General features: G+C 38.9%; 24 protein-coding genes and 1 tRNA gene. 15 read left to right on the plus strand and 10 right to left on the minus strand.

Features of this window, described 5'->3' with window-relative positions:
* Positions 1-72: 72 nt before the first annotated feature.
* Positions 73-975: a helix-turn-helix domain-containing protein gene (locus HJG58_RS04385; RefSeq protein ID WP_170248045.1), complete on the minus strand. Its 903-nt coding sequence runs from the start codon at positions 973-975 to the stop codon at positions 73-75.
* A 123-nt stretch (positions 976-1,098) separates the two neighbouring features.
* Positions 1,099-1,899, minus strand: a complete 801-nt coding sequence (locus HJG58_RS04390) for a GNAT family N-acetyltransferase (protein ID WP_170248046.1) — start codon at positions 1,897-1,899, stop codon at positions 1,099-1,101.
* A 693-nt stretch (positions 1,900-2,592) separates the two neighbouring features.
* Between HJG58_RS04390 and HJG58_RS04395 the strand changes: the two genes are divergently transcribed.
* Positions 2,593-3,141 carry a TetR/AcrR family transcriptional regulator gene (locus tag HJG58_RS04395; protein ID WP_170248047.1) on the plus strand — a complete coding sequence of 183 codons (549 nt, stop codon included), beginning with the start codon at positions 2,593-2,595 and terminating at the stop codon, positions 3,139-3,141.
* Positions 3,142-3,175: 34 nt separating this feature from the next.
* Here HJG58_RS04395 and HJG58_RS04400 read toward each other — a convergent pair whose 3' ends face one another.
* A complete protein-coding gene (locus HJG58_RS04400; RefSeq protein WP_170248048.1) occupies positions 3,176-3,850 on the minus strand; it encodes an Ntn hydrolase family protein in 675 nt (224 codons plus the stop codon).
* Positions 3,851-3,930: 80 nt separating this feature from the next.
* Between HJG58_RS04400 and HJG58_RS04405 the strand changes: the two genes are divergently transcribed.
* From HJG58_RS04405 to HJG58_RS04415, 3 genes are read left to right on the plus strand one after another with little or no spacing between them, the layout of a single operon-like run.
* The gene (locus tag HJG58_RS04405; RefSeq protein WP_032038659.1) at positions 3,931-4,293 is read left to right on the plus strand and encodes a hypothetical protein; all 363 of its coding nucleotides are present in this window, start codon (positions 3,931-3,933) and stop codon (positions 4,291-4,293) included.
* Positions 4,290-5,441 carry a DUF2515 family protein gene (locus HJG58_RS04410; RefSeq protein ID WP_170248049.1) on the plus strand — a complete coding sequence of 384 codons (1,152 nt, stop codon included), beginning with the start codon at positions 4,290-4,292 and terminating at the stop codon, positions 5,439-5,441. The genes HJG58_RS04405 and HJG58_RS04410 overlap by 4 nt, the downstream gene beginning before the upstream one ends.
* Positions 5,425-6,306, plus strand: a complete 882-nt coding sequence (locus HJG58_RS04415; RefSeq protein WP_170248050.1) for a hypothetical protein — start codon at positions 5,425-5,427, stop codon at positions 6,304-6,306. Before HJG58_RS04410 ends, HJG58_RS04415 begins: the two co-directional genes overlap by 17 nt.
* 61 nt (positions 6,307-6,367) lie before the next feature.
* Here HJG58_RS04415 and HJG58_RS04420 read toward each other — a convergent pair whose 3' ends face one another.
* Together HJG58_RS04420 and HJG58_RS04425 are read right to left on the minus strand one after the other, a co-directional pair.
* Positions 6,368-6,586 (minus strand): DUF6500 family protein, encoded by a 219-nt coding sequence (locus HJG58_RS04420; protein ID WP_086264758.1) that lies wholly within the window; start codon positions 6,584-6,586, stop codon positions 6,368-6,370.
* Positions 6,587-6,613: 27 nt separating this feature from the next.
* A complete protein-coding gene (locus tag HJG58_RS04425; protein ID WP_170248051.1) occupies positions 6,614-6,949 on the minus strand; it encodes a winged helix-turn-helix transcriptional regulator in 336 nt (111 codons plus the stop codon).
* A gap of 116 nt (positions 6,950-7,065) precedes the next feature.
* On the opposite strand from HJG58_RS04425, the gene HJG58_RS04430 reads away from it, so the two are divergent.
* The gene (locus HJG58_RS04430) at positions 7,066-7,623 is read left to right on the plus strand and encodes an NAD(P)H-dependent oxidoreductase (protein WP_170248052.1); all 558 of its coding nucleotides are present in this window, start codon (positions 7,066-7,068) and stop codon (positions 7,621-7,623) included.
* 150 nt (positions 7,624-7,773) lie between these two features.
* Complete coding sequence (locus HJG58_RS04435) at positions 7,774-8,115, plus strand: DHCW motif cupin fold protein (RefSeq protein ID WP_170248053.1); 342 nt, start codon at positions 7,774-7,776, stop codon at positions 8,113-8,115.
* Between the two features lie 62 nt (positions 8,116-8,177).
* Here HJG58_RS04435 and HJG58_RS04440 read toward each other — a convergent pair.
* Positions 8,178-8,267, minus strand: a tRNA-Ser gene (locus HJG58_RS04440).
* Between the two features lie 118 nt (positions 8,268-8,385).
* Here HJG58_RS04440 and HJG58_RS04445 point away from each other — a divergent pair.
* Positions 8,386-10,263 (plus strand): potassium transporter Kup, encoded by a 1,878-nt coding sequence (locus HJG58_RS04445; RefSeq protein ID WP_170248054.1) that lies wholly within the window; start codon positions 8,386-8,388, stop codon positions 10,261-10,263.
* A 55-nt stretch (positions 10,264-10,318) separates the two neighbouring features.
* Here HJG58_RS04445 and HJG58_RS04450 read toward each other — a convergent pair whose 3' ends face one another.
* A complete protein-coding gene (locus HJG58_RS04450) occupies positions 10,319-10,762 on the minus strand; it encodes a hypothetical protein (protein WP_170248055.1) in 444 nt (147 codons plus the stop codon).
* Positions 10,763-11,017: 255 nt separating this feature from the next.
* Between HJG58_RS04450 and HJG58_RS04455 the strand changes: the two genes are divergently transcribed.
* From HJG58_RS04455 to HJG58_RS04465, 3 genes are all read left to right on the plus strand, one after another.
* Positions 11,018-12,097, plus strand: coding sequence for a DNA/RNA non-specific endonuclease (locus tag HJG58_RS04455; protein WP_216076503.1), 1,080 nt, complete (start codon positions 11,018-11,020; stop codon positions 12,095-12,097).
* 101 nt (positions 12,098-12,198) lie between these two features.
* Positions 12,199-12,798: a LysE family translocator gene (locus HJG58_RS04460; protein ID WP_031949549.1), complete on the plus strand. Its 600-nt coding sequence runs from the start codon at positions 12,199-12,201 to the stop codon at positions 12,796-12,798.
* A gap of 45 nt (positions 12,799-12,843) precedes the next feature.
* Complete coding sequence (locus tag HJG58_RS04465; RefSeq protein ID WP_170248056.1) at positions 12,844-13,086, plus strand: hypothetical protein; 243 nt, start codon at positions 12,844-12,846, stop codon at positions 13,084-13,086.
* 257 nt (positions 13,087-13,343) lie between these two features.
* On the opposite strand, the gene HJG58_RS04470 is transcribed toward HJG58_RS04465, so the two are convergent.
* Complete coding sequence (locus tag HJG58_RS04470) at positions 13,344-14,336, minus strand: AraC family transcriptional regulator (protein WP_170248057.1); 993 nt, start codon at positions 14,334-14,336, stop codon at positions 13,344-13,346.
* Between the two features lie 109 nt (positions 14,337-14,445).
* Here HJG58_RS04470 and HJG58_RS04475 point away from each other — a divergent pair, with 109 nt between their 5' ends.
* Positions 14,446-15,084, plus strand: coding sequence for a hypothetical protein (locus HJG58_RS04475; protein ID WP_170248058.1), 639 nt, complete (start codon positions 14,446-14,448; stop codon positions 15,082-15,084).
* 41 nt (positions 15,085-15,125) lie between these two features.
* Here the strand turns inward: HJG58_RS04475 and hisF are convergent, their stop codons facing one another.
* Positions 15,126-15,884, minus strand: coding sequence for an imidazole glycerol phosphate synthase subunit HisF (hisF, locus tag HJG58_RS04480; protein WP_044119127.1), 759 nt, complete (start codon positions 15,882-15,884; stop codon positions 15,126-15,128).
* A 112-nt stretch (positions 15,885-15,996) separates the two neighbouring features.
* On the opposite strand from hisF, the gene HJG58_RS04485 reads away from it, so the two are divergent.
* Genes HJG58_RS04485 through HJG58_RS04500 form a run of 4 tightly spaced genes read left to right on the plus strand, consistent with a single transcriptional unit; the run spans position 15,997 to position 18,327 of the window.
* Positions 15,997-16,947 (plus strand): homoserine kinase, encoded by a 951-nt coding sequence (locus HJG58_RS04485; RefSeq protein ID WP_170248059.1) that lies wholly within the window; start codon positions 15,997-15,999, stop codon positions 16,945-16,947.
* Positions 16,948-16,959: 12 nt separating this feature from the next.
* Positions 16,960-17,589: a DUF1294 domain-containing protein gene (locus tag HJG58_RS04490; protein WP_170248060.1), complete on the plus strand. Its 630-nt coding sequence runs from the start codon at positions 16,960-16,962 to the stop codon at positions 17,587-17,589.
* A 36-nt stretch (positions 17,590-17,625) separates the two neighbouring features.
* A complete protein-coding gene (locus HJG58_RS04495; RefSeq protein WP_170248061.1) occupies positions 17,626-18,018 on the plus strand; it encodes a DUF4870 family protein in 393 nt (130 codons plus the stop codon).
* Positions 18,019-18,021: 3 nt separating this feature from the next.
* Positions 18,022-18,327: an antibiotic biosynthesis monooxygenase family protein gene (locus tag HJG58_RS04500; RefSeq protein WP_170248062.1), complete on the plus strand. Its 306-nt coding sequence runs from the start codon at positions 18,022-18,024 to the stop codon at positions 18,325-18,327.
* 36 nt (positions 18,328-18,363) lie between these two features.
* Here HJG58_RS04500 and HJG58_RS04505 read toward each other — a convergent pair whose 3' ends face one another.
* The gene (locus HJG58_RS04505) at positions 18,364-19,266 is read right to left on the minus strand and encodes a DMT family transporter (RefSeq protein ID WP_170248063.1); all 903 of its coding nucleotides are present in this window, start codon (positions 19,264-19,266) and stop codon (positions 18,364-18,366) included.
* Positions 19,267-19,299 lie beyond the last annotated feature (33 nt).

Raw genomic sequence — 19,299 nt, forward strand, 5'->3', positions numbered from 1 at the left:
CTATAAAATCCTTTGGCTCAAACTGACGTATAACATTCAAACCAATAATTATAAAATTCAAACAATCTGTTTTTAGGCCACACAGTCTTCGCGGAACTTTTTAGGTGAAAAGCCAGTATTTTTCTTAAAGAAATTGGTGAAATACGCTGAATATTCAAAGCCTAAGCTATAAGCAATTTCAGAAATATTCCAACTGGTGTGCTGTAGCAGCGCTTTGGCTTCTTGCGTAATGCGCGAGCTAATATGCTCAGAGGTGGTTTTACCTGTGGCTTCTTTTACAGCTCGGTTTAAATGGTTCACATGCACCGACAAGCCATAGGCATAGTCATTTGCTGTTTTGAGTTTCAGCTGAAAATGGGGCGAGTCAATTGGGAACTGGCGTTCTAATAATTCAAAGAATAAATGGCAAATCCGAACAGCAGCATTGCTATGTTTTTCAAACTGTTGGGTCGGTTGCATTTTCATGGCTTCATGCACAATTAGGTGCAAATAATTTCTTAAAACGTTGTATTTATAAATATAGTCTGAATTTATTTCAGTCATCATCTTTTCGAAAATAAATGAAATTTCTTCAACTTGTTGGTCATTTAAAAAATATAGCGGATCGCCGTCGACTTTAAACAATGGTGAGTCTTTTAAAAAGCTTTGTCTTGATTCTTGGTTTACAAACTCTTCGGTAAATAGACAAAACCAGCCTGCCTGTTCGGGCGAATTAATTTCCCATGCATATGGCACCATTGGGTTTGAAAACAGTAAAGCAGGGCGGTCGACTCGTATCCAGCGGTTAGCGTAGTGAAGCTCGCCTGTGCCTAAAACCAGTGAAATTTTATAATAATCGCGGCGGCTATAAGGCGTGAGAAACGAGCAGGCATCGCGTTGGAACACGTTAAAATGTCCAAACGAGGTCGATGGAACCGAGTAATCGCTATCTCTGGTTAAAGAAAAGCGGCGATAAAAATCATGTATGGTTTCCATGTTTTTGCCTGCATACCTTATTAATTTACTTAAAGTTATAAAATTCAAACTTTATTTACTGTAGCTTTTATTTATAGCGCGATCAATCAGTACATTTAAGCAGTTTTGAAAATGAATGATTTTTTATAAATATTCGGGGTAAGCAATGTAAGAAGATTCTACACATTCGAAGCCCATTTGCCGATAAAGACTAACCGCTGGGATGTTATCAACGTCAACAATTAAGTGGGCAATCCGACCAGTTGCAACAATCCGATTAACCGCGAATTGTAAGACGCGTTCGGCAAAACCTTTTCGGCGATAAGCAGGGAAAGTATATGTGCCGCCAATAGAAACCAGACGATCGGTTTCTATGCCTAAACGCACAATAGAAACGATTTGTTGATCTGCTTCAAGCACAATAATTTTTTGTTGTTGAATTAGAGATACCCAGTCAGGTGTTTCATTTACGGATCGCTCTTTATTGTATTGATGTTGATATTCATCAAGACGGGCAATATCCGAAAGTTCAGCCAAGCGGCCTTGAGCTTCAGAAAATTGGCCTGAGCAAACCATGATCCATTGATCATATTCTCGTAAAATGCGTCCTTTTTGTTTTATCTCGACATGTAATAAGTCTCGCCCGATTGCGGTCGTTACAATCCGACGCGGTTGAAGCTGTAAAATTGAGGTACAGAGCAATGAACCAGATGATGCCTCTGACGGAACCCAGAAACAGGTGCCACCAGCAACGATGACCGCGACTCCTAGCAGTTGCTCGGCGTTTTGTGAGTCATACAACCGCAAGAGTTGCCACTCTGCATTGGTAGCTTGTGTTTGAGCAAGAAAGGCCATCGCCCCAATAGAATAATTGGACCGTTCATCAAGCCATTGAAAGATAAGTTGGTATTTTTCTGAACTGGTGGGAGGTCCCTTTATTATCATTATTAATTACCTATTCAAATCATGAACTCAATCATAATTCACTATCCTATATTTTTATTATCATGACATCGTTAAATTTAAATTGAAGGTCTTTTTAGCTTAAATATCTAATTGAATAAACAACAATAATTATTTAACCAATTTCTATTCAACCTTACATTGACACTCAAAAACTCGCGGATTATCCTTTGCCTGCTGGTCACATTGCCAGTGGGTTTTAGCAGACCCTTTTACACAAGAGTACTAAAAGCTTGCTTTTTAGTACTGGATCCTTACGTCCCCCTTTTTTCTATGGTAGGACGGAGGTGGACGCGCTTGCGCGTGCTGGGTCCTTGTGTACCAGTCTGCTAACCCCCTTCGTTCTGCCACCATTATTTAGCAGTAATCGTGGTAGTTCTTCTTTAATACACAAGGAGTTCGCCATTATGCGTACTATTTCATCTCTCTCATTGGCAACCTTTGCCAAAATCTTTGACTCGATACCTAACTGGTCTTTAAAACGGTTTAACCGACTCTAGGTTTTAAGCCATAGGTCATTACGACTAAAAAATCATAGCAACAATAAAACCAGAGATAGGCGAGCACACCATTTTTGTGCTGCTTTTGCATGCCTGTTTTTAGCGCTCAATTTAAGAGTGACGGCATTTCTATCTCTTTTACATACAACAAAAAATTATTTTAAACGGTATAAAAATGCCAAATTTAGAAGCATCATTTAGAGCATTACGCGTGCTCCACGCGGCAAAAGATTTATTTACTCAACATGGGTTTTACATTGGGATCGATCGAATTGTTAGCGAGGCCAAAATTCCCAAAGCTACTTTTTATAACTACTTTCACTCCAAAGAAAGACTCATTCAGATGAGCTTAACTTTTCAAATAGATGCATTAAAACATGAGGTGCTTTCAATTATTCATTCGTACCGCGAACTCATGGCATTCGATAAACTCAAGAAAATTTACCTCTTACATGCGAACTTAGATGGCTTTTATCGGTTGCCATTTAAAGCCATTTTTGAAATTGAAAAGCTTTATTCAACTGCCTATAAACTCGTTATTGACTACCGAAACTGGTTCATTAAAGAAATTCATAAACTGCTTTTAACTGTAAAAGCGACTGCTACAGTTGAAGATGCACACATGTTTTTGTTTGTGATTGATGGAGCCATGGTTCAGCTTTCGGGAACCAATAACACTGATGAAAGGGATGCATTACTTGAGTATTTTTTAAGTCGAGTTTGATAGGAGGAAGGCCCGACGGGAGTTGGGTCAGCTTTTAAAGATTACTTATTTTATTATTCAGTGTATTAGACTCATTATTTAAATATTCTCCAAAAAAATATTCATCTTTGGTTTGAAAAAAGAAGTTAAATTCTTTGCTCATCATAGAATCATGTTGGGCTTGTTTATGAAAGATAGGAGATATTTGGTTTAAATAGTAATAAATACAGTCAGCCGTATTACTAAATACATTTAATGGTTTTAAGCTGGAATATAACTCTGTAAGTGCATTAATAATAGGTCGAATATCTGGGTTAAATGTCCATAGTAAAATTTCATTTTCCTCACATCTAATTACTTCATATTCTTCTAGTTTGTTAGGTTGAATTGAGTAAAGTTGTGCTCCATTTTCACTATAAGTCGAATATAATAATTTTGTGATTTCTAATTGTGAATGTGTGATTTCTTGTTCACGCATTAATTTAGATGTCTTCAATAAATTTGGTAGCTCATGAATGTTCTGTTTCGTAAACTTATCGAAAGAATGCATAACATTTTGGATAAGGTTTAATTCACCAGTTCCTGTAATAATACCGTTTTCCCATGGAAAGAGCTTTTGAATACCATCTTGATATAAATATGAACCATTATCCTGATACGGTATAGTACTGCGAGTATCTGCCGCAATCACAATACTATCCTCAAGTTGAATAGCAAGAATAAAGGTCATAATATTAAGAGAGTTAAGTTGATTTTCATGGAATCTATTTTAGGAAGACAAATAAAATTTTACTAGATAAGGTTTTGTATATGGCTGGTGGTTCTCAGATCATTATTAATAAAAACGGTATTACATTAATTACTCCCGCAAAATTTGAGGTCAAAGCTGGACAACATCTATTTAAAGGTGGAGCTGAAGTCGGGGTAAATATTCAAGGATTACCCGCTTATGAGGCATATAACGAGAAGTTCCAAATGTTATTACCTTCGGGTGAACCTATGAAAAAAGTAGATTATAAAATTTCTACCGATGGAAATGAGTACATCTCTCAAGCAGATGACAAGGGTAGATCTAAACGTATTCATTCTTCTAAGGAAGAAAATTTAAAGTTAGATTTAAATTGGATAAGTTTCGAGGCTGATTCTGCTGACAATGATGGTGATGCTAAATGAGTGGAAGTCTTGATTGGGATAGTAATACCAATACTACGGAAAATAGCTGTAAAACCGTTCAATGTGATTGCTTAACTTTCTGGGAAATTTATCAGCAAGAGGCCATAAAAAGAGTTTCTAACCTTAAAAGTGCAAATCATTACAAACTTGAACCTGGATATGAGGCTAGAGCAAGGCGTATTGCTTCTGTCTATGCCAGAATTTATTTAGAACAAGAAATTTCAGGAACGAAATTATTTAGAGGTCGTTACTATTGGATGGGGCTTGGGGCATTTGCCTCTAAAACCGTAGCTGCTATTTTTAAGCATGGATTAACTGCATGGGGATATAAGTGGGCACCTGTGATTTCTGGTGCCGTAGGCGGTGTTTTAACAGCCCCTGTAATTAATTCTATGATTCGAGACCCAGTACATTCTTTTGCTAAGGGCAATTTATGGTTATTTATGGATATTGCACCATGGCATTATGCATGGAGTGCTTCATCTGCCTCCTTTAAAAGTTGTATGAAAGCCCGAAAAGTATCAGGTTTTAAACATATTAAAAAAGAAGTTGAGAATTTGCCGTGGTCTAACTCCTTATCAGTTATTAAACAATTAGGATGGACTGACCAGATAGAAGAGGGTTTTGGGTATTTACCTGATATTGAAAGTACTTTTAAGCGAGCAGGGAAAACTCGAAACGATAATTTTAAAACGGCCGCTAAAAATCTTTTTGACCATTTGATGGCGATTGCAGTTCAAGAACAATTTAATATTTTACAGGAGCTTGTGTGGAAGGAGTGGAAAGTCCAGAAACAGGCTTCTTTACAACGATTTACTGGTTTACCAGATAGTACTCTTGTTTTAACTAGCGATTATGGGGCCGATGCAGTTAAACCTAATAAACAAGGACAGTATAAAGGGCGTCATGCAGGGGTTCTATCCCAATTACCTGAAACGGTTTATAGCGAACCATTAGAAGGTACACAAGTTGAAGTTTATGATAGTCGTATGAAATGGATTAAAGTTGCAGCAGCTAAGTATCATCGATTAATGCAAAGCGATAAAGGAAGAGACTTTTTAGAAAAAGAATTAGAAACTATTGCAGGATGGGGAAATAGCAAAGCAGAGTTTAAAGTAGGGAAAGATAGTAATGATGGCAAAATTTAAACAATATTTCCTAATCTTTATTTTTGGATTATTACTTTCCGCTTGTCAGCCAACATCAGAACATAATGAGAATTTGACTATGAATCAGCAAGCCTACACTTTGCATATGGGTGAACAAGGTGTTCAAGATTTTTCAAAATATAGTGATGGAAATGTCGATAATCATCCAGCTGGCGTTAGCTTTAGAGAACTTCAATTTTCTCCTCCTAACTTAGGAAAAATAACTATAGAGAATGGTTCTAATACTTTATCGATTGAGCATGTTTTCTCTGTATTAGGAACTCAATATGATAAAAATGAAGGGATCCAAGTTTTAGATATTGATGCTGGCCTCACAAAAGAAGAATTTGCTACCCCAGAGCAGGTTTATCAAAGCTATGTAGCTTTAATGAAACGTATTAATCAGGCTGGTTGGAAAAACTATTTCTTTACAGATGCTCCGCGTATCGCTAAAGAAGATAATATTAAGCATCTATCGAAAAGTCGTGATGTCATTGACCCGAGTTATATTTTTAGCTTTGAGGAGTGGAAAAATATAATAAACAACAGCCCGACAAAATCATTGGGTTATAGGTTGTATGCTAATGGGGTTATTTTAGATATCAGTTTAAAAAGAACAGCTAAGAATGAGCGGAATGAAGAACAATATATGCTTAGATTTAGCTTTCAGAGTGTGCGATACAATGAAAGAGACTCAATTCCTGACTCTGATAAAATGACACCTAGTGAATTCGAGCAAGCGTTTAAAAAAAGATTAATTGAAAATAAAAAATATCGGGAAAAGGAAGAAAGAAAAGCTAAGGCTGAGGGTTATCATATCGATGAAGAATATATAGATCCTGATGTTTGGCCTTATGTTAAGTAATTAATTTTTAAGTTTAAAATAATGAAAAGGCTTAAATTTAAGCCTTTTCGAATAACTCTAATTACCGCTCATTTAAAACCAACTGTTTAATCTTAACTGCCTTCTCGAAGTGATCTAGCTTGTGTACCATAATCCACCAATGCGCTGCTTCCATCAGTAACTCAGGGTTATCATTCTTATTTTTAAAAAAAGCATAAAAAGATAGACCGACATTGTCTCCCTTCTTTTCAATTTTCTCGTCGCATCCCTTAATAAAAATTTCTCTTAATTCATTTCTCATATTTAGTATCACTTCAAGTCTATAAAATTAAGAATTCATATTCCGCTCGCCCCAATCACACATCATATCTAACAAAGGAATTAAAGATTGTCCTTTTTCTGAAAGTCGATACTCAACCTTTGGCGGAATTTGAGGATATTCCTTGCGAGTAATAAGCTCGTCTCTTTCTAATTCTTTAAGTGTATTGCTGAGCGTTCTAAACGAAATATTGCCAATGCAGCGTTGCATTTCATTAAAACGCATGACATTTTTTTCATAAAGCCAATACATAATAATCATTTTATATTTGCCATTAATCAAAGAAAGGGTATAGCCAAAACCTGTCTCTTCTAATGGCGTATGTGATGGAACGCATTCAGTCATTTTTAAAATCTACACTATCTTTTAGTATAGTATATAACACAAATTACCGTACTTATATTTAGGAAAGCACACTCCTATAATCGATTTATCTACTTTTCGATAAGAGTGTTTTCATAATGAAAAAGACATTAGTCATTATTACCCACCCTCACATAGACCAATCAGTCGTAAATAAAAGATGGGTAGAGGAATTAGAAAAATATCCAGACCAATTTACGGTTCATCAAATTTATCAAGCCTATCCAGATGGCGTAATTGATGTTGCCAAAGAGCAAGCATTGGTAGAAGAACACGAAAATTTAGTCTTTCAATTTCCAGTGTATTGGTTTAATTGCCCACCGCTTTTGAAACAATGGCTTGATGAAGTTTTGACTTATGGTTGGGCTTACGGCTCAAAGGGTGACAAGCTTAAAAATAAGAAGTTTATGTTGGCTGTGTCTGCGGGTGTGAAAGAAAAGGTTTATTCAGAGTATGGTGAATACAAGCTTTCTTTAGAGCAGATTTTTACTCCATTTAAGCTAACGGCTTTATATGTTGGGGCTGTCTATCAACCACTTCATGCATTTTATGGTTTAGACACAAACCCTTCAGAAGATGACGATGTACCGACTCAACAAGACATAGAAAATAATGCGGTTCAGTATGTTCAGAAGTTATTAGCGCTGTCTGAGTAGGTTTAAAAAGGGGAAGGCCTGAACGTGAGGTTTGGGTCTCTTAAAAGTGAAAATAGTTTTGTTATCTTTATGATTATCTTAATAAAAAGTTTGCAAAAATTAAATTTGTCTATAAGTTGAAAATACAATAATACGTCTTTGGAAAAAATTATGAATATCGCGCCTTTTCCATTTCAAATTACAAACTGGGAAGAAATAGAAGTCACTGAATATAGCGGTGAAACAGGAAAAGCTTATTGGAAAACCCAATTTTTTGGTGAAGAAGGAAATAAAATACGAGTAAGACTTGTAGAGTACTCAGCAAACTATTTAGCTGACCATTGGTGTGAAAAAGGGCACATATTATTTTGCCTAGAAGGTGAGTTGGAGAGTAGATTGAAAGATGGGCGAACATTCACTTTAACTTCAGGTGTGAGTTATCAAGTCGGAGACAATTCAGAGCCACATCAGTCTTTTAGCTTGAATGGGGCGAAATTACTTATAGTTGATTAGATTGTTTTTTTTAAGCTAAAAAAAAGACCTAAATCAAAATGACTTAGGTCTTTTTTCAATTCTGGCGGTGAGAGAGGGATTCGAACCCTCGATACGCGCAAACGTATACACACTTTCCAGGCGTGCTCCTTAAGCCACTCGGACACCTCACCAAGGCGTGCGATAGTAACTAAAAAAACGAGTCCTGCCAAGATTTAAGACGAGCATTACAGAAAAAAAATAATAGAGGTGATAAGATTGCGCTAAAAATCATATTGGTTTAATTACACAATGCAAAATACGGCCAAAAAAGCGACCTTGCCTGCCACGGCTTTGGCAGCTCTTGGAGTGGTCTTTGGAGACATCGGAACAAGTCCGCTCTATGCCTTGAAAGAGTCCTTCCATGCAGCGCATGGGTTGGGAATTCAGCCTGAAAACGTATTAGGAATTTTATCTATTATTTTTTGGTGCTTAATGCTGATCATCAGCATCAAGTATGTCGCGATTGTCATGCGTGCAGACAACAATGGCGAAGGCGGGATCATGGCCTTACTCGCATTGAACTTACGTAAAGCCAAAATTGCCGACAACAAAAAAATCTACATGATTGCCATTGGATTTATCGGCGCATCGCTGTTTTTTGGTGATGGTATTATTACCCCAGCCATTTCGGTATTGTCGGCTGTCGAAGGCCTGTCTATTGCCACCGATGTATTTGACCCGTTTATCATGCCGATTGCGATTACCATTATCATCTCTTTGTTTTTGGTGCAAAAACACGGTACGGCATTTGTCGGTAAGTTTTTTGGCCCGATCACGATGGTATGGTTCTTATCTTTAGGATTATTAGGCCTTCACAGTGTTATTCAGACCCCTGTGGTGTTGGGTATGTTCAGTCCACACTGGGCCATTCAGTTTATCTATCATCATCCAGTAATGACCTTTTTCATTATGGGCGCTGTGGTGTTAACGGTAACTGGTGGTGAAGCACTTTATGCGGATATGGGCCACTTCGGACCAGTACCAATTCGTATGGCATGGTTCTTTGTGGTGTTACCATGCTTGGTTTTAAACTACGCAGGACAGGGCGCATTATTGCTCAGAGACCCAGCGGCAATTGAAAACCCATTCTATTTATTGGTGCCGCAGTGGGCACTTTACCCAATGATTATTATGGCGACCATGGCAACGGTAATTGCTTCTCAAGCCGTAATTTCTGGGGTGTTTTCACTTGCTCGCCAAGCGATTCAATTGGGTTATTTACCACGTTTAAGTATTAAACATACTTCTGAATCTGAAGAAGGCCAGATTTATATTCCTTTCTTAAACTGGTTACTTTTAATCGCAATTATTATCCTAATCTTGATCTTCAAAAGCAGTTCGAACCTTGCAAGTGCGTATGGCTTAGCTGTGACCTTAACCATGCTGTGTGACACGATTTTGGTTGCGGTGTTTATCTACTCAGCTTGGAAGTGGAGCTTGCCAAAAGTGCTGCTCCTGATTATTCCATTCTTTGTTTTAGAGTCGGTATTAGTCGGTGCAACTTCACTTAAAATCTTGTCGGGCGGTTGGGTACCATTACTGATTGGTGCGATTGCCGTGACCATCTTAATGACATGGAAACGTGGCCGTGAGCTTACTTTTGCTAAGCTTGAACACGATACCTTGTCGCTCGATTTGTTTGTAAAAAGTATTGGTAATAGCGTGCACTGGGTGCCGGGTGATGCAGTATTTATGACGGGTACGCCAAACGTTGTGCCACATGCCATGCTACATAACATCAAGCATAACAAGGTGCTGCATCAGCGTAATATCTTGGTCACTGTAGTGATTGAAGATGTGCCTTATGTTGAACCTGAAGAGCGTATTACGACAGAAACATTAGCTGAACATTTCTTCCGTATTAAAATCTTCTACGGTTTTAAAGATGAAATGAATGTACCAAAAGCATTGATGCAAGCCTATGAACAGCTTGGTCTTGAGTATGACTTGATGCACATCAGCTTCTTCATTTCCCGTGATCGTATTGTGCATTCGGTGGGCGATGGTATGTCTCCATGGAGAGAAAAACTGTTTATCTCTATGCAGCGTAATACCAGTCCGGTGAGTGACTTCTACCAGATTCCAACCAACCGTGTAGTTGAGTTAGGTAGCCAAATCGAAATATAAAAATTGATGTAATAAAAAAACCAAGACATAAGTCTTGGTTTTTTTATGGCTCTGTTTATTGAGCTTGTTGCATAGGTGCATTTGCTGGTAAAGCACCATCTTTTGCCATCGGGTCTGCCGACTGACTTGGATCTGCCGGAGGCGGTGGAGTGTTCGGATCTTGTGGCGCTGGAGGCGCTTGGTTCGGTGCAGGTGGCACTGCATCAGTTGGTGCAGCTGGAGGAGCCATTTCACCGCCTGCTGGAGGTGCTGGTGGAACATCTGCTGGAATAGGAGCACCTGTAGGCGCTGCATTTGTTGGTGCAGCAGAAACTTGCTGTACTTGTCCGCTATTGACTAAATCGCTAATAGAGCCTGGTTGGCCATTTACTGTTGTGGTTACTTTTACTTTAGACAAACTTTCTAAAGTATCTCCTGGCTGGACTGCTGGTTCAGCCAAAGCGGCCATACTACATAATCCCGTGATTACGCCAATACCAATAATCTTTGAATGGATCATTAAGTGGACTCCGATTATATTTTTATCCAAATTTGTGGAGCTAACCATGTCATAAGCAAACAGTGCTTTTCAACGAAAGATACGCAATTGACGTAATTCAATAGCCAAAGCCTCTCATAATTCCAACAGATTGTTACGTAAGGGGAAATAGAGTTACAAAAAAGATGACCATGTTTTAACCATATGAAAGATAAGAGATATACTTAAAAAAGCAGGATTGTTAAGCTGCGTCTGGACAGTAGTATTGATAGAAACATGGCAAGTAAAAAACGCAGTAAAGGTAAAAATTCATTCTCTCTAAGTGAGCATTTTGGCAAGATTATTCTTGCTTGTATTGCAGCTGGAAGCTTTGTAATTGCTTTCGGTAGTGAAAAGATTTCGCAGTGGTTTTCGCCTTTAAGTACTAACTCGACTTGTCTTAACCAGTTTTATCGAGAAGTTCCGCCTGCTTTAAATAAAGACAGCCTAAAAAAAGACAGCTATCCACTGTGCTTTAACGGTTTTAATGTCCTCTATTCAGGCATTTCTAAAACACCATTATGGTCGGCTGAGCATTTAAATGCAGAACGTTTAAGTGTCAAAATTAAACGTGAAGATAACTTCCATGAAGAAACGCGTGTTCCTCAAAAGCATCGGGCACTGTTAAGTGACTATCGCGGTTCAGGCTATGACCGTGGGCATATGGCACCTAATGGTGATATGTCAAATAAAGAATCCCAATCTGATAGTTTCTCGCTCAGTAACATGGTGCCGCAAGCACCTAAAAATAACCAAGAAGTCTGGCGTAAGCTCGAAGAAGCGACCCGTGCTATTGCCACTAAACAAAAACAAGATGTTTATGTGGTGACAGGCCCTGTTTTTGAAGGCAAACGTCTTAAAACGATTGGGCAGGGTGTGATTGTACCAACCGCAGTTTATAAAGCGGTCTATATGCCAAAAACTGGCGCGATCGGGGCTTATTACGCACCTAACAATAACTCTCTACAAGTAAAAGTCGTGAGTGTTTGCTACCTTGAGGAGCGCTTAGGCGTTAACCTATTCCCGCAGTTAACCGAGCAACAAAAGCGTAATGTCTATCGCCTACCTTTAACAGCGAGTCAAGTTAAGGCAAATCAAAAGTTAGACTATTTACACTGGGATGGTGAAAGTCAGTGTGAACAAGACTTAAATGCCGAACAAATTCAAGCGTTACAAGACCAGTTTAAAAAGCAAAAAAGTGGCTCTACAGAACCGATGGAAGCAAAAGTTCCAACGATTGACGAAGAAACACGCCAAGCTATTGTGAAGCAACTGGTTGAAGCATTGGTGAACTACTTCTTGCAAATAATGAAATAAGCAGCTTTTTTTGATTGTTATTGCAACATGGTAATTGTTTAAAATAGAATCTATAGACAGATCTGTCTATAGATTCTATTTTTTTAATAAGGACAATAACAATGTTTGCCTCGATGTTTCTTTTTTCATTTGCAATGTCTATTACCCCAGGACCAGTCAATACAGTCATTTTATCGACCAGTTTAAATCATGGTTTAAAAAGATCGATTCCCTATATTTCAGGGGCCACAATTGGTTTTACCTTACTTTTAATTTTTATGGCATTTGGTCTTCAGAGTTTATTAACTCAGTTTCCTGTTGTGCTAAAAGTTCTCGCAGTTTGCGGAACGCTATTTGTTTGTTATATCGGCATAAAAATTATTCTTGCTGCCGCTAATATTTCCATTTCAAGTGCTCCTGTAGAGCAAATTATTATTCCTAATTTTAAAGATGGTTTTTTGCTACAGTGGCTCAACCCCAAGGCTTGGTTGGCTTGTGTGTCAGGCATTACCATGTTTACTAGCATTGAAAACCCAGAGTCGTTGCCGATCTTTATCGTTATTTATTTTTTCACTTGCTACGCGTGTTTGTTCTTTTGGGGACTATGTGGTGATAAATTTTCAGTGGTGCTTAATCAGGGCAACCGTTTGAAATATTTTAATATCTTGATGGGCGCTTTCTTAATTTTATCGGCACTTTTAATTTTGATCGATTTTTTTTAAATTGATCGTATTACACTGTGAAGATATAACAACGAGACAACACTTATGTTTAAGCCATTTGAAAAGGGTACAGAGTCTTCATCGATTGAAGACTTAACATTAGAAAATGATGTCGATTGCGTCAGTATTTATGGCAACTTGCAAATTACCAAAGACAAAGTCGGTTTAGAACAGGCCAAAGCCTTACAGAACTTTTTAAAAGATGTAGTTGCAGCTTTGGAAAAAGAAGAATTGCCTGAGAAAATTGAACGTCCATCTGAACAAGAAATTAATAATCCGTTTTTGTAATAACTATTATTTTACTCAGTTTGCTATCGCGACGGCGGCATGGATGCCGCCTGTTTCACTGCGTTACATGGAAGTAACGTCAGTGAAACGAATGAGTTTTGTCACTTTTGCTCACTCAAAAGTGAGGCATTACCTACACAACTACAACTTGAGTGAAAACGGTACTTGAGGTCGTGCAGTTAATCCTTATCTCCAGCAACCACCTTATAAATAATCGCACCAATTACAGCCATAGCCTTAAAATATGAATTTTTTATTTAATTTTGATCTCGCCATTGTTGTGGTGTTTGATGAGTCCAATGTTTAAATGCTCTCTGGAAGGCACTTTGTTCTGAATAACAAAGCAAAAGCGCAATCTCTTGTAGACTCAAATGTGGATCTTTTAAATACTCGGTTGCAAGCATAAACCGCACTTGCTGAACGCGTTCCTGAAAGGTGGTGCCTTGTTGCTGTAAGTGTCTTTGGAGCTGTCGCACAGATAAGCCTAATTGAGCAGCAATATGCTCAATTTGATATTGATTCTTTTGTAGACCAGTCAAAATCGAATGCTGTAAACGCTGATCAAGTTGGGTCGAATTTGGTAATTGTTCTAAAAGTGCTTGTGCTTGCTGAACCAATAGTTGCTGTAAGGTGTGGTCGGCGCTGCTAAGTGGCTTATGAATTTCTGTAATTGGAATGAGTAACTCTGTACGGGGCTGGCTAAAACGAACGGGACATTGAAAATATTGTTCATAGACTCTGATATTTTTAGGGGCAGCATTTAAGAAACGTACTTCATGTAAATGCACGTCTTCATGAGACATAAAAAGGCGTAAAAATTGAATAACCAGAGCAATGGCAATTTCATCGGTAAGTTGGGTAGGGTGTAGCTCGGTCGCTTCCCAACGAATAGAACCATATCTCCCTTGTAGCTCAACCACTAAAGGGCTACCGTCATAAATTAGGCGGTGAAAATCATGATAGCGAATTAAGGCTTCACCTACGTTGTCGCAAGAGAGCGCGAGATAAGCAATAATCCCTAAGTGTTTGGGTTGTACATATTTGGCAATTTCTAGTCCTAAACCCGGCTTCGGGTGTAGTTTATAAATCACTTCTAATAGGTCACGCCAAACCACATAGTCAAAGCGTTCCAGATTTTGAATTTGTTCTAATTGTTCTGGAATAGCTAATTCATTGGCTTCGCAATAAGCTTTTAAAAGATGCCCCAGTCCTCCATATACCGAGCCTGTATAATTTTTTAATTGTGGCATCCCTAACCACCTCTTTCTTGTCGTGATTTGTCAATGAAACCATAAATTCTGGTCAATACCTAGCATAACGAATTTTATATGCTGAATAAAAAGAAAAAGGAGTTAGGTGATGTTAAAAGGGTTCATTGCCGGAATTGCAGTTGCAAATGCATTTGAATGGGTAGCGCACAAATATATTTTGCATGGTGTACATCGTGCTGGAAAACCACGTTATAGTCCAGTGCCGAAAAGTATGGAGTCGCATTGGGCACACCATCGCGAAGTCCGTAAACAGCAATTTCATGATGATTGCTATGTGGAAGGCGTGGGAAACTGGCGAACTAAAAATGAGTTAATTTCGCTTGCTGTAGTGGCAACCGTTTCAAGTGCAATTTTTTACCCTTTTTCAAAAGGTATGGCACTCGCAGCTTGGTACAGTGCTGGAAATTATTATTATATTCATCGCCGTGCACATTTAGAGCCTGACTGGGCAAAGCGTAAAATTCCATGGCATTACGACCACCATATGAACTCTAATCAAGACGCCAATTGGTGTGTGACCAAGCCTTGGTTTGATTATGTAATGGGAACACGGGTGGTGTCTTCGGCAGATTTAAAAGAACAAGACCCTTTGGGTATACGGTTACCTACTGCGCTTGCTAGACCATTGTCTCAAGCTGTAGAAAAAATCTTTCCAACAAAATGGGTCGAGAAAAAAGAAAAGCCTCAATTGGTTAGTGACATAAATGCGGTAGATGGCGCTGCATAAAAAAATAAAGGGGCATATTGCCCCTTTAAATATAAATAAGCTTACAAGCGCATTTCGATGCCTTGTTCAGCCAAATATTGTTTAGCTTCTGGAATGGTGAACTGACCAAAGTGGAAAATACTTGCTGCCAATACTGCATCGGCACCACCTTGTAAAATACCGTCTGCAAGATGTTGTAAGTTGCCCACACCACCTGAAGCGATCGTTGGAATGGTAACGCGGTCATTAATGGCACGCATTAACGCAATGTCATAACCCGCTTTAGTACCGTCGGCGTCCATACTGGTAATCAGTAACTCACCCGCACCGTAGTCAGCCATTTTTACAGCCCATTCAATGGCATCAATACCCGTTGGTTTACGGCCACCGTGAGTAAAGATTTCCCATTTGTTATCGCCAGTTTTTTTGGCATCAATCGCAACCACAATGCATTGTGCGCCAAAGTGCTGAGAAGCTTCTTGAACAAATTCCGGATTAAATACGGCAGCTGAGTTAATACTCACTTTATCTGCACCTGCATTTAATAACGCACGAATATCTTCAACCTTACGTACACCACCACCGACAGTTAATGGCACAAATACGGTCTCGGCCATACGCTCAACAGTACGGTAAGTGGTATCGCGTCCATGATGTGTAGCGGTAATGTCTAAGAAAGTAATTTCGTCTGCACCTTGTTCGTTATAGCGACGTGCCACTTCAACAGGGTCGCCAGCATCACGAATATCGAGGAATTGAACGCCTTTAACTACGCGTCCGTTATCAACGTCTAGGCAAGGAATAATACGTTTAGCAAGCATAGCTTTTTCCAAAAATAATCGCCGTTGGTGAAAGTTCCTACACAGGCGCTACACCTTCATGGAGGGAAGAGGTATTCTATCAAACTTCACAGATGTTTTTTGCAGGTTTTCCATGTCGGTTTATACCCCGTTGAGTTTAGATGAAGTTCGCACCTTTGCTGCACCTTATGGATTAGAGGTGTTGGAGCTGAACCCAATTCAGGGAGGTATTCAAAACACCAATTATTTTTTGGTTGATGTAAACCGCAAACAATATGTATTGACTGTATTTGAAGAGTTAGATGCACAAGGGGCAGGTGAACTCATTCCTGTTCTTGAACAATTGGGAACACACGATGTACCCGTTGCCGTGCCATTAAAGCACAGCGGCCAAGCGGTTCATTTTATTGCGGGTAAACCTGCACAAATTGCACCACGTCTTATGGGCCACCATCCCATGCAAACTACAGTAGCCCAAGTTGCTGCAATTGCAGATGCACAGGCGAAGTTACATGTAGCTTTACAAGATTTTCCGCTTGAACGTGAATATCGCCGTGATCATCAATATTGGACAGGTGTTGCAGAGCAGCTTAAACCAAGCATGACGCAAGATGACCAAAATTTACTTGAGCAGGTCTATCAAGCATTTAATGCTAAAACAGCGCAGTATTCAAATCGACCAACAGGTTTTATTCATTCAGATTTGTTCCGAGACAATACGTTGTTTGAAGGTGAGCAATTACAAGGGATTTTAGATTTTTACGAACTCAATCAAGATGAATTGCTATTTGATATTGCGATTACCATCAATGATTTTTGTACCGAATATCCAGCAGCGCATTTAAACTCAGACAAAGTAGCAGTTTACTTAGCGGCATATCAAAAAGTTCGTGCGCTTACTTCAGATGAACTTGAATGTTTAGATGTATTCTTGGCAATGGCGGCGTGCCGTTTTTGGTCAATGCGTTTGCAAGTTGCTCAAAAAAATAAAGAAGAAGGACGTACCGGCGATGACATTTTGCAAAAAGACCCGCAAGAAATGCGAGCAATGATGCAAGATCGTTTAAGCCATGTAAAAGCATAAAAGGGAATAAAGATGCGAGATCAGGGGCGTTTAGTCGAATGGTTCGACGAAAAAGGATATGGCTTTATTCAGCCAGATGATGCTGAAAAAGAGCGAGTCTTTTTGCATATCAAAGATTTTGCACGCCCCGGACCTCGGCCAATTATTGGCTGTGCACTGGAATATCGGGTGATTCTCGACGAAAGAGGCCGTTTTCGTGCTCAGCAGGTCACTTATTTAAAGGCATCTCAAACTCGGAAAGCTTCAAAAATTGCAAAAGCAGAATCTTCATTTCAAGCCAGCCCATTGTCTGTAATGCAAATGGGGATTGTGTTTTATTTCGTTTTAATGGGCATTATGAGTTTTATTCATATTCTACCAGCTTATACTTTATTGTTCGTCTTAATGATGAATGTGCTGAATTATTGGCTTTATTCACAAGACAAAGAAGCCGCACAATTAGGTAATCGCCGTGTACCTGAACAAACATTGCACATTGTTAGCTTTCTAGGAGGTTGGCCAGCTGCATGGTGGGCACAACAAAAACTGAGACATAAAACACAAAAACAACCCTTTCGTAAGATTTATTTTTGTACCATATTCTTTCATTTACTTTTGATTTTGTGGCTAATTTCTCCCTTAAACGTATTGCGGGGCTCATAAAAGTAAATCGTTTTATTAAACTTGAGAGGTATAAAAATGAATAGTTCTATCGACCAAGATCCAAATCGTACTTTAACACTTATTTTATATGTACTTTATATTGTTGCCATTTTTACAGGTGGCTTACTTGCGGTTATTGCTCTAATTATTAACTACGTGAAACGTTCTGATGTGCAAGGTTCAATTTTTGAGAGTCATTTTACATGGCAAATCAGAACATTCTGGTGGTATCTTGCTTGGAATATTATTGCCTTTTTGCCGTTTATTTTCTTGTTCTTTACGGGTGAAAATCCTGATCTGTTTGCAGGGGTTGCAATCTCATCTACCGTATTCTGCGTAGGTGTAATTGGTGCTGCGTGGATTTGGATTGTATATCGTGCAATTCGCGGTTTGATTGCGTTAAATGATAACCGTCCGATGTATCAATAAACCATGATTATTGAACATGTGCATTTGAGCATAAAGGCTGGGCAAAGTGAGGCGTTTCTTGAGGCATTCGAGCAGGCCAAACATATTGTCTATCCAATGGAAGGCTTTAATGCTGTCCAGCTGATTAGACATGCAACTGATCCTCATCATTATATTTTAATGATTTTTTGGGATGAGATTGAAAATCATACCGAAGGGTTTAGGAAGTCTGAGGCTTATCAGGAATGGAAGGCATTGCTCCATCCATTTTATGACCCAATGCCGACGGTTGAGTACTACCAACCGTATACGTTATTGAAGAAAAAATAATAGATAGTAAAAAAGAGAGCATTAAGCTCTCTTTTTTTATTCTTGAATACTTTTATTTTTTTTAATTGGTAGTTTAATTTTTAACTCACTGATTAAAACACCTAAGACCACTAACGCCCCCCCAAAAAGGGCAATCAATGGCAAACGCTCCCCTGCAATTCGACCAATGATGCCTGCCCAAACAGGTTCGCCTGCATAGATAATTGCAGCACGTGAAGGATCAACCACACGTTGAGCCCAGTTCATAACAAATTGAATAAGTGCACTTGCTAAACCTAATGCAACAGCAATGAGTACTAGGGGCCATGAAAATGCAGGAATCGTATGTTCACCTACCATAGGCATGATGGCGAAAGAAAGTAGAGACGCCACACCAAGTTGAATGATTGTGACGCGGCGTAAATTTACCTTTCCGGCAAAGTAGCTAATAAAAATAATTTCTAAAGCAATCGCAAAGGCGCCGAGTACTGTTAAAAGCTGTCCAAAACTTAAGGAAATTTGCTTAAAACCATTTCCCGTCAATAAAACAAGACCAGTAAAAGCCAAAGCTGCTCCCACCCAAGTCATGATGTGTGGAGTTTTTCGAAAGATGAGCCACATTAAAATAGGAACAAGCGGTACATAAAGCGCTGTTAAAAAAGCGGATTCACTACTCGGAATGGTTTGTAGACCAATGGTCTGGGTGCCGTAGCCTGCCGCAATTACAAGACCAATCGCGCAACCCGCACCTAAGTCTTTTAAAGTGACACCTTTCATACTTTTTAATGAAATAACAAGCAAAGTAAGAGCTGCGACAGCAAAACGGCAGCCTACAAAAAACATAGGCGATGAAAAATTCAGTGCATACTGCACAGTAAGAAATGTTCCACCCCAAATGATCGTAATCAAAATGAGTGCTAACTGTGGGGCTTTGCTTGAACTCAGAGGAATTGGTGACATACTCAAGTTAAATTAAATTGTGCAATATACTGC

Source organism: Acinetobacter geminorum (assembly GCF_013009345.1).
Taxonomy (GTDB): Bacteria; Pseudomonadota; Gammaproteobacteria; order Pseudomonadales; family Moraxellaceae; genus Acinetobacter; species Acinetobacter geminorum.

What these genes read in the sequence shown, in the direction of transcription:
- HJG58_RS04385 (WP_170248045.1), bottom strand. Translation starts at nt 975, where the DNA reads ATGGAAACCATACATGATTTTTATCGCCGCTTTTCTTTAACCAGAGAT.
- HJG58_RS04390 (WP_170248046.1), bottom strand. Translation starts at nt 1,899, where the DNA reads ATGATAATAAAGGGACCTCCCACCAGTTCAGAAAAATACCAACTTATC.
- HJG58_RS04395 (WP_170248047.1), top strand. Translation starts at nt 2,593, where the DNA reads ATGCCAAATTTAGAAGCATCATTTAGAGCATTACGCGTGCTCCACGCG.
- HJG58_RS04400 (WP_170248048.1), bottom strand. Translation starts at nt 3,850, where the DNA reads ATGACCTTTATTCTTGCTATTCAACTTGAGGATAGTATTGTGATTGCG.
- HJG58_RS04405 (WP_032038659.1), top strand. Translation starts at nt 3,931, where the DNA reads ATGGCTGGTGGTTCTCAGATCATTATTAATAAAAACGGTATTACATTA.
- HJG58_RS04410 (WP_170248049.1), top strand. Translation starts at nt 4,290, where the DNA reads ATGAGTGGAAGTCTTGATTGGGATAGTAATACCAATACTACGGAAAAT.
- HJG58_RS04415 (WP_170248050.1), top strand. Translation starts at nt 5,425, where the DNA reads ATGATGGCAAAATTTAAACAATATTTCCTAATCTTTATTTTTGGATTA.
- HJG58_RS04420 (WP_086264758.1), bottom strand. Translation starts at nt 6,586, where the DNA reads ATGAGAAATGAATTAAGAGAAATTTTTATTAAGGGATGCGACGAGAAA.
- HJG58_RS04425 (WP_170248051.1), bottom strand. Translation starts at nt 6,949, where the DNA reads ATGACTGAATGCGTTCCATCACATACGCCATTAGAAGAGACAGGTTTT.
- HJG58_RS04430 (WP_170248052.1), top strand. Translation starts at nt 7,066, where the DNA reads ATGAAAAAGACATTAGTCATTATTACCCACCCTCACATAGACCAATCA.
- HJG58_RS04435 (WP_170248053.1), top strand. Translation starts at nt 7,774, where the DNA reads ATGAATATCGCGCCTTTTCCATTTCAAATTACAAACTGGGAAGAAATA.
- HJG58_RS04445 (WP_170248054.1), top strand. Translation starts at nt 8,386, where the DNA reads ATGCAAAATACGGCCAAAAAAGCGACCTTGCCTGCCACGGCTTTGGCA.
- HJG58_RS04450 (WP_170248055.1), bottom strand. Translation starts at nt 10,762, where the DNA reads ATGATCCATTCAAAGATTATTGGTATTGGCGTAATCACGGGATTATGT.
- HJG58_RS04455 (WP_216076503.1), top strand. Translation starts at nt 11,018, where the DNA reads ATGGCAAGTAAAAAACGCAGTAAAGGTAAAAATTCATTCTCTCTAAGT.
- HJG58_RS04460 (WP_031949549.1), top strand. Translation starts at nt 12,199, where the DNA reads ATGTTTGCCTCGATGTTTCTTTTTTCATTTGCAATGTCTATTACCCCA.
- HJG58_RS04465 (WP_170248056.1), top strand. Translation starts at nt 12,844, where the DNA reads ATGTTTAAGCCATTTGAAAAGGGTACAGAGTCTTCATCGATTGAAGAC.
- HJG58_RS04470 (WP_170248057.1), bottom strand. Translation starts at nt 14,336, where the DNA reads ATGCCACAATTAAAAAATTATACAGGCTCGGTATATGGAGGACTGGGG.
- HJG58_RS04475 (WP_170248058.1), top strand. Translation starts at nt 14,446, where the DNA reads ATGTTAAAAGGGTTCATTGCCGGAATTGCAGTTGCAAATGCATTTGAA.
- hisF (WP_044119127.1), bottom strand. Translation starts at nt 15,884, where the DNA reads ATGCTTGCTAAACGTATTATTCCTTGCCTAGACGTTGATAACGGACGC.
- HJG58_RS04485 (WP_170248059.1), top strand. Translation starts at nt 15,997, where the DNA reads ATGTCGGTTTATACCCCGTTGAGTTTAGATGAAGTTCGCACCTTTGCT.
- HJG58_RS04490 (WP_170248060.1), top strand. Translation starts at nt 16,960, where the DNA reads ATGCGAGATCAGGGGCGTTTAGTCGAATGGTTCGACGAAAAAGGATAT.
- HJG58_RS04495 (WP_170248061.1), top strand. Translation starts at nt 17,626, where the DNA reads ATGAATAGTTCTATCGACCAAGATCCAAATCGTACTTTAACACTTATT.
- HJG58_RS04500 (WP_170248062.1), top strand. Translation starts at nt 18,022, where the DNA reads ATGATTATTGAACATGTGCATTTGAGCATAAAGGCTGGGCAAAGTGAG.
- HJG58_RS04505 (WP_170248063.1), bottom strand. Translation starts at nt 19,266, where the DNA reads ATGTCACCAATTCCTCTGAGTTCAAGCAAAGCCCCACAGTTAGCACTC.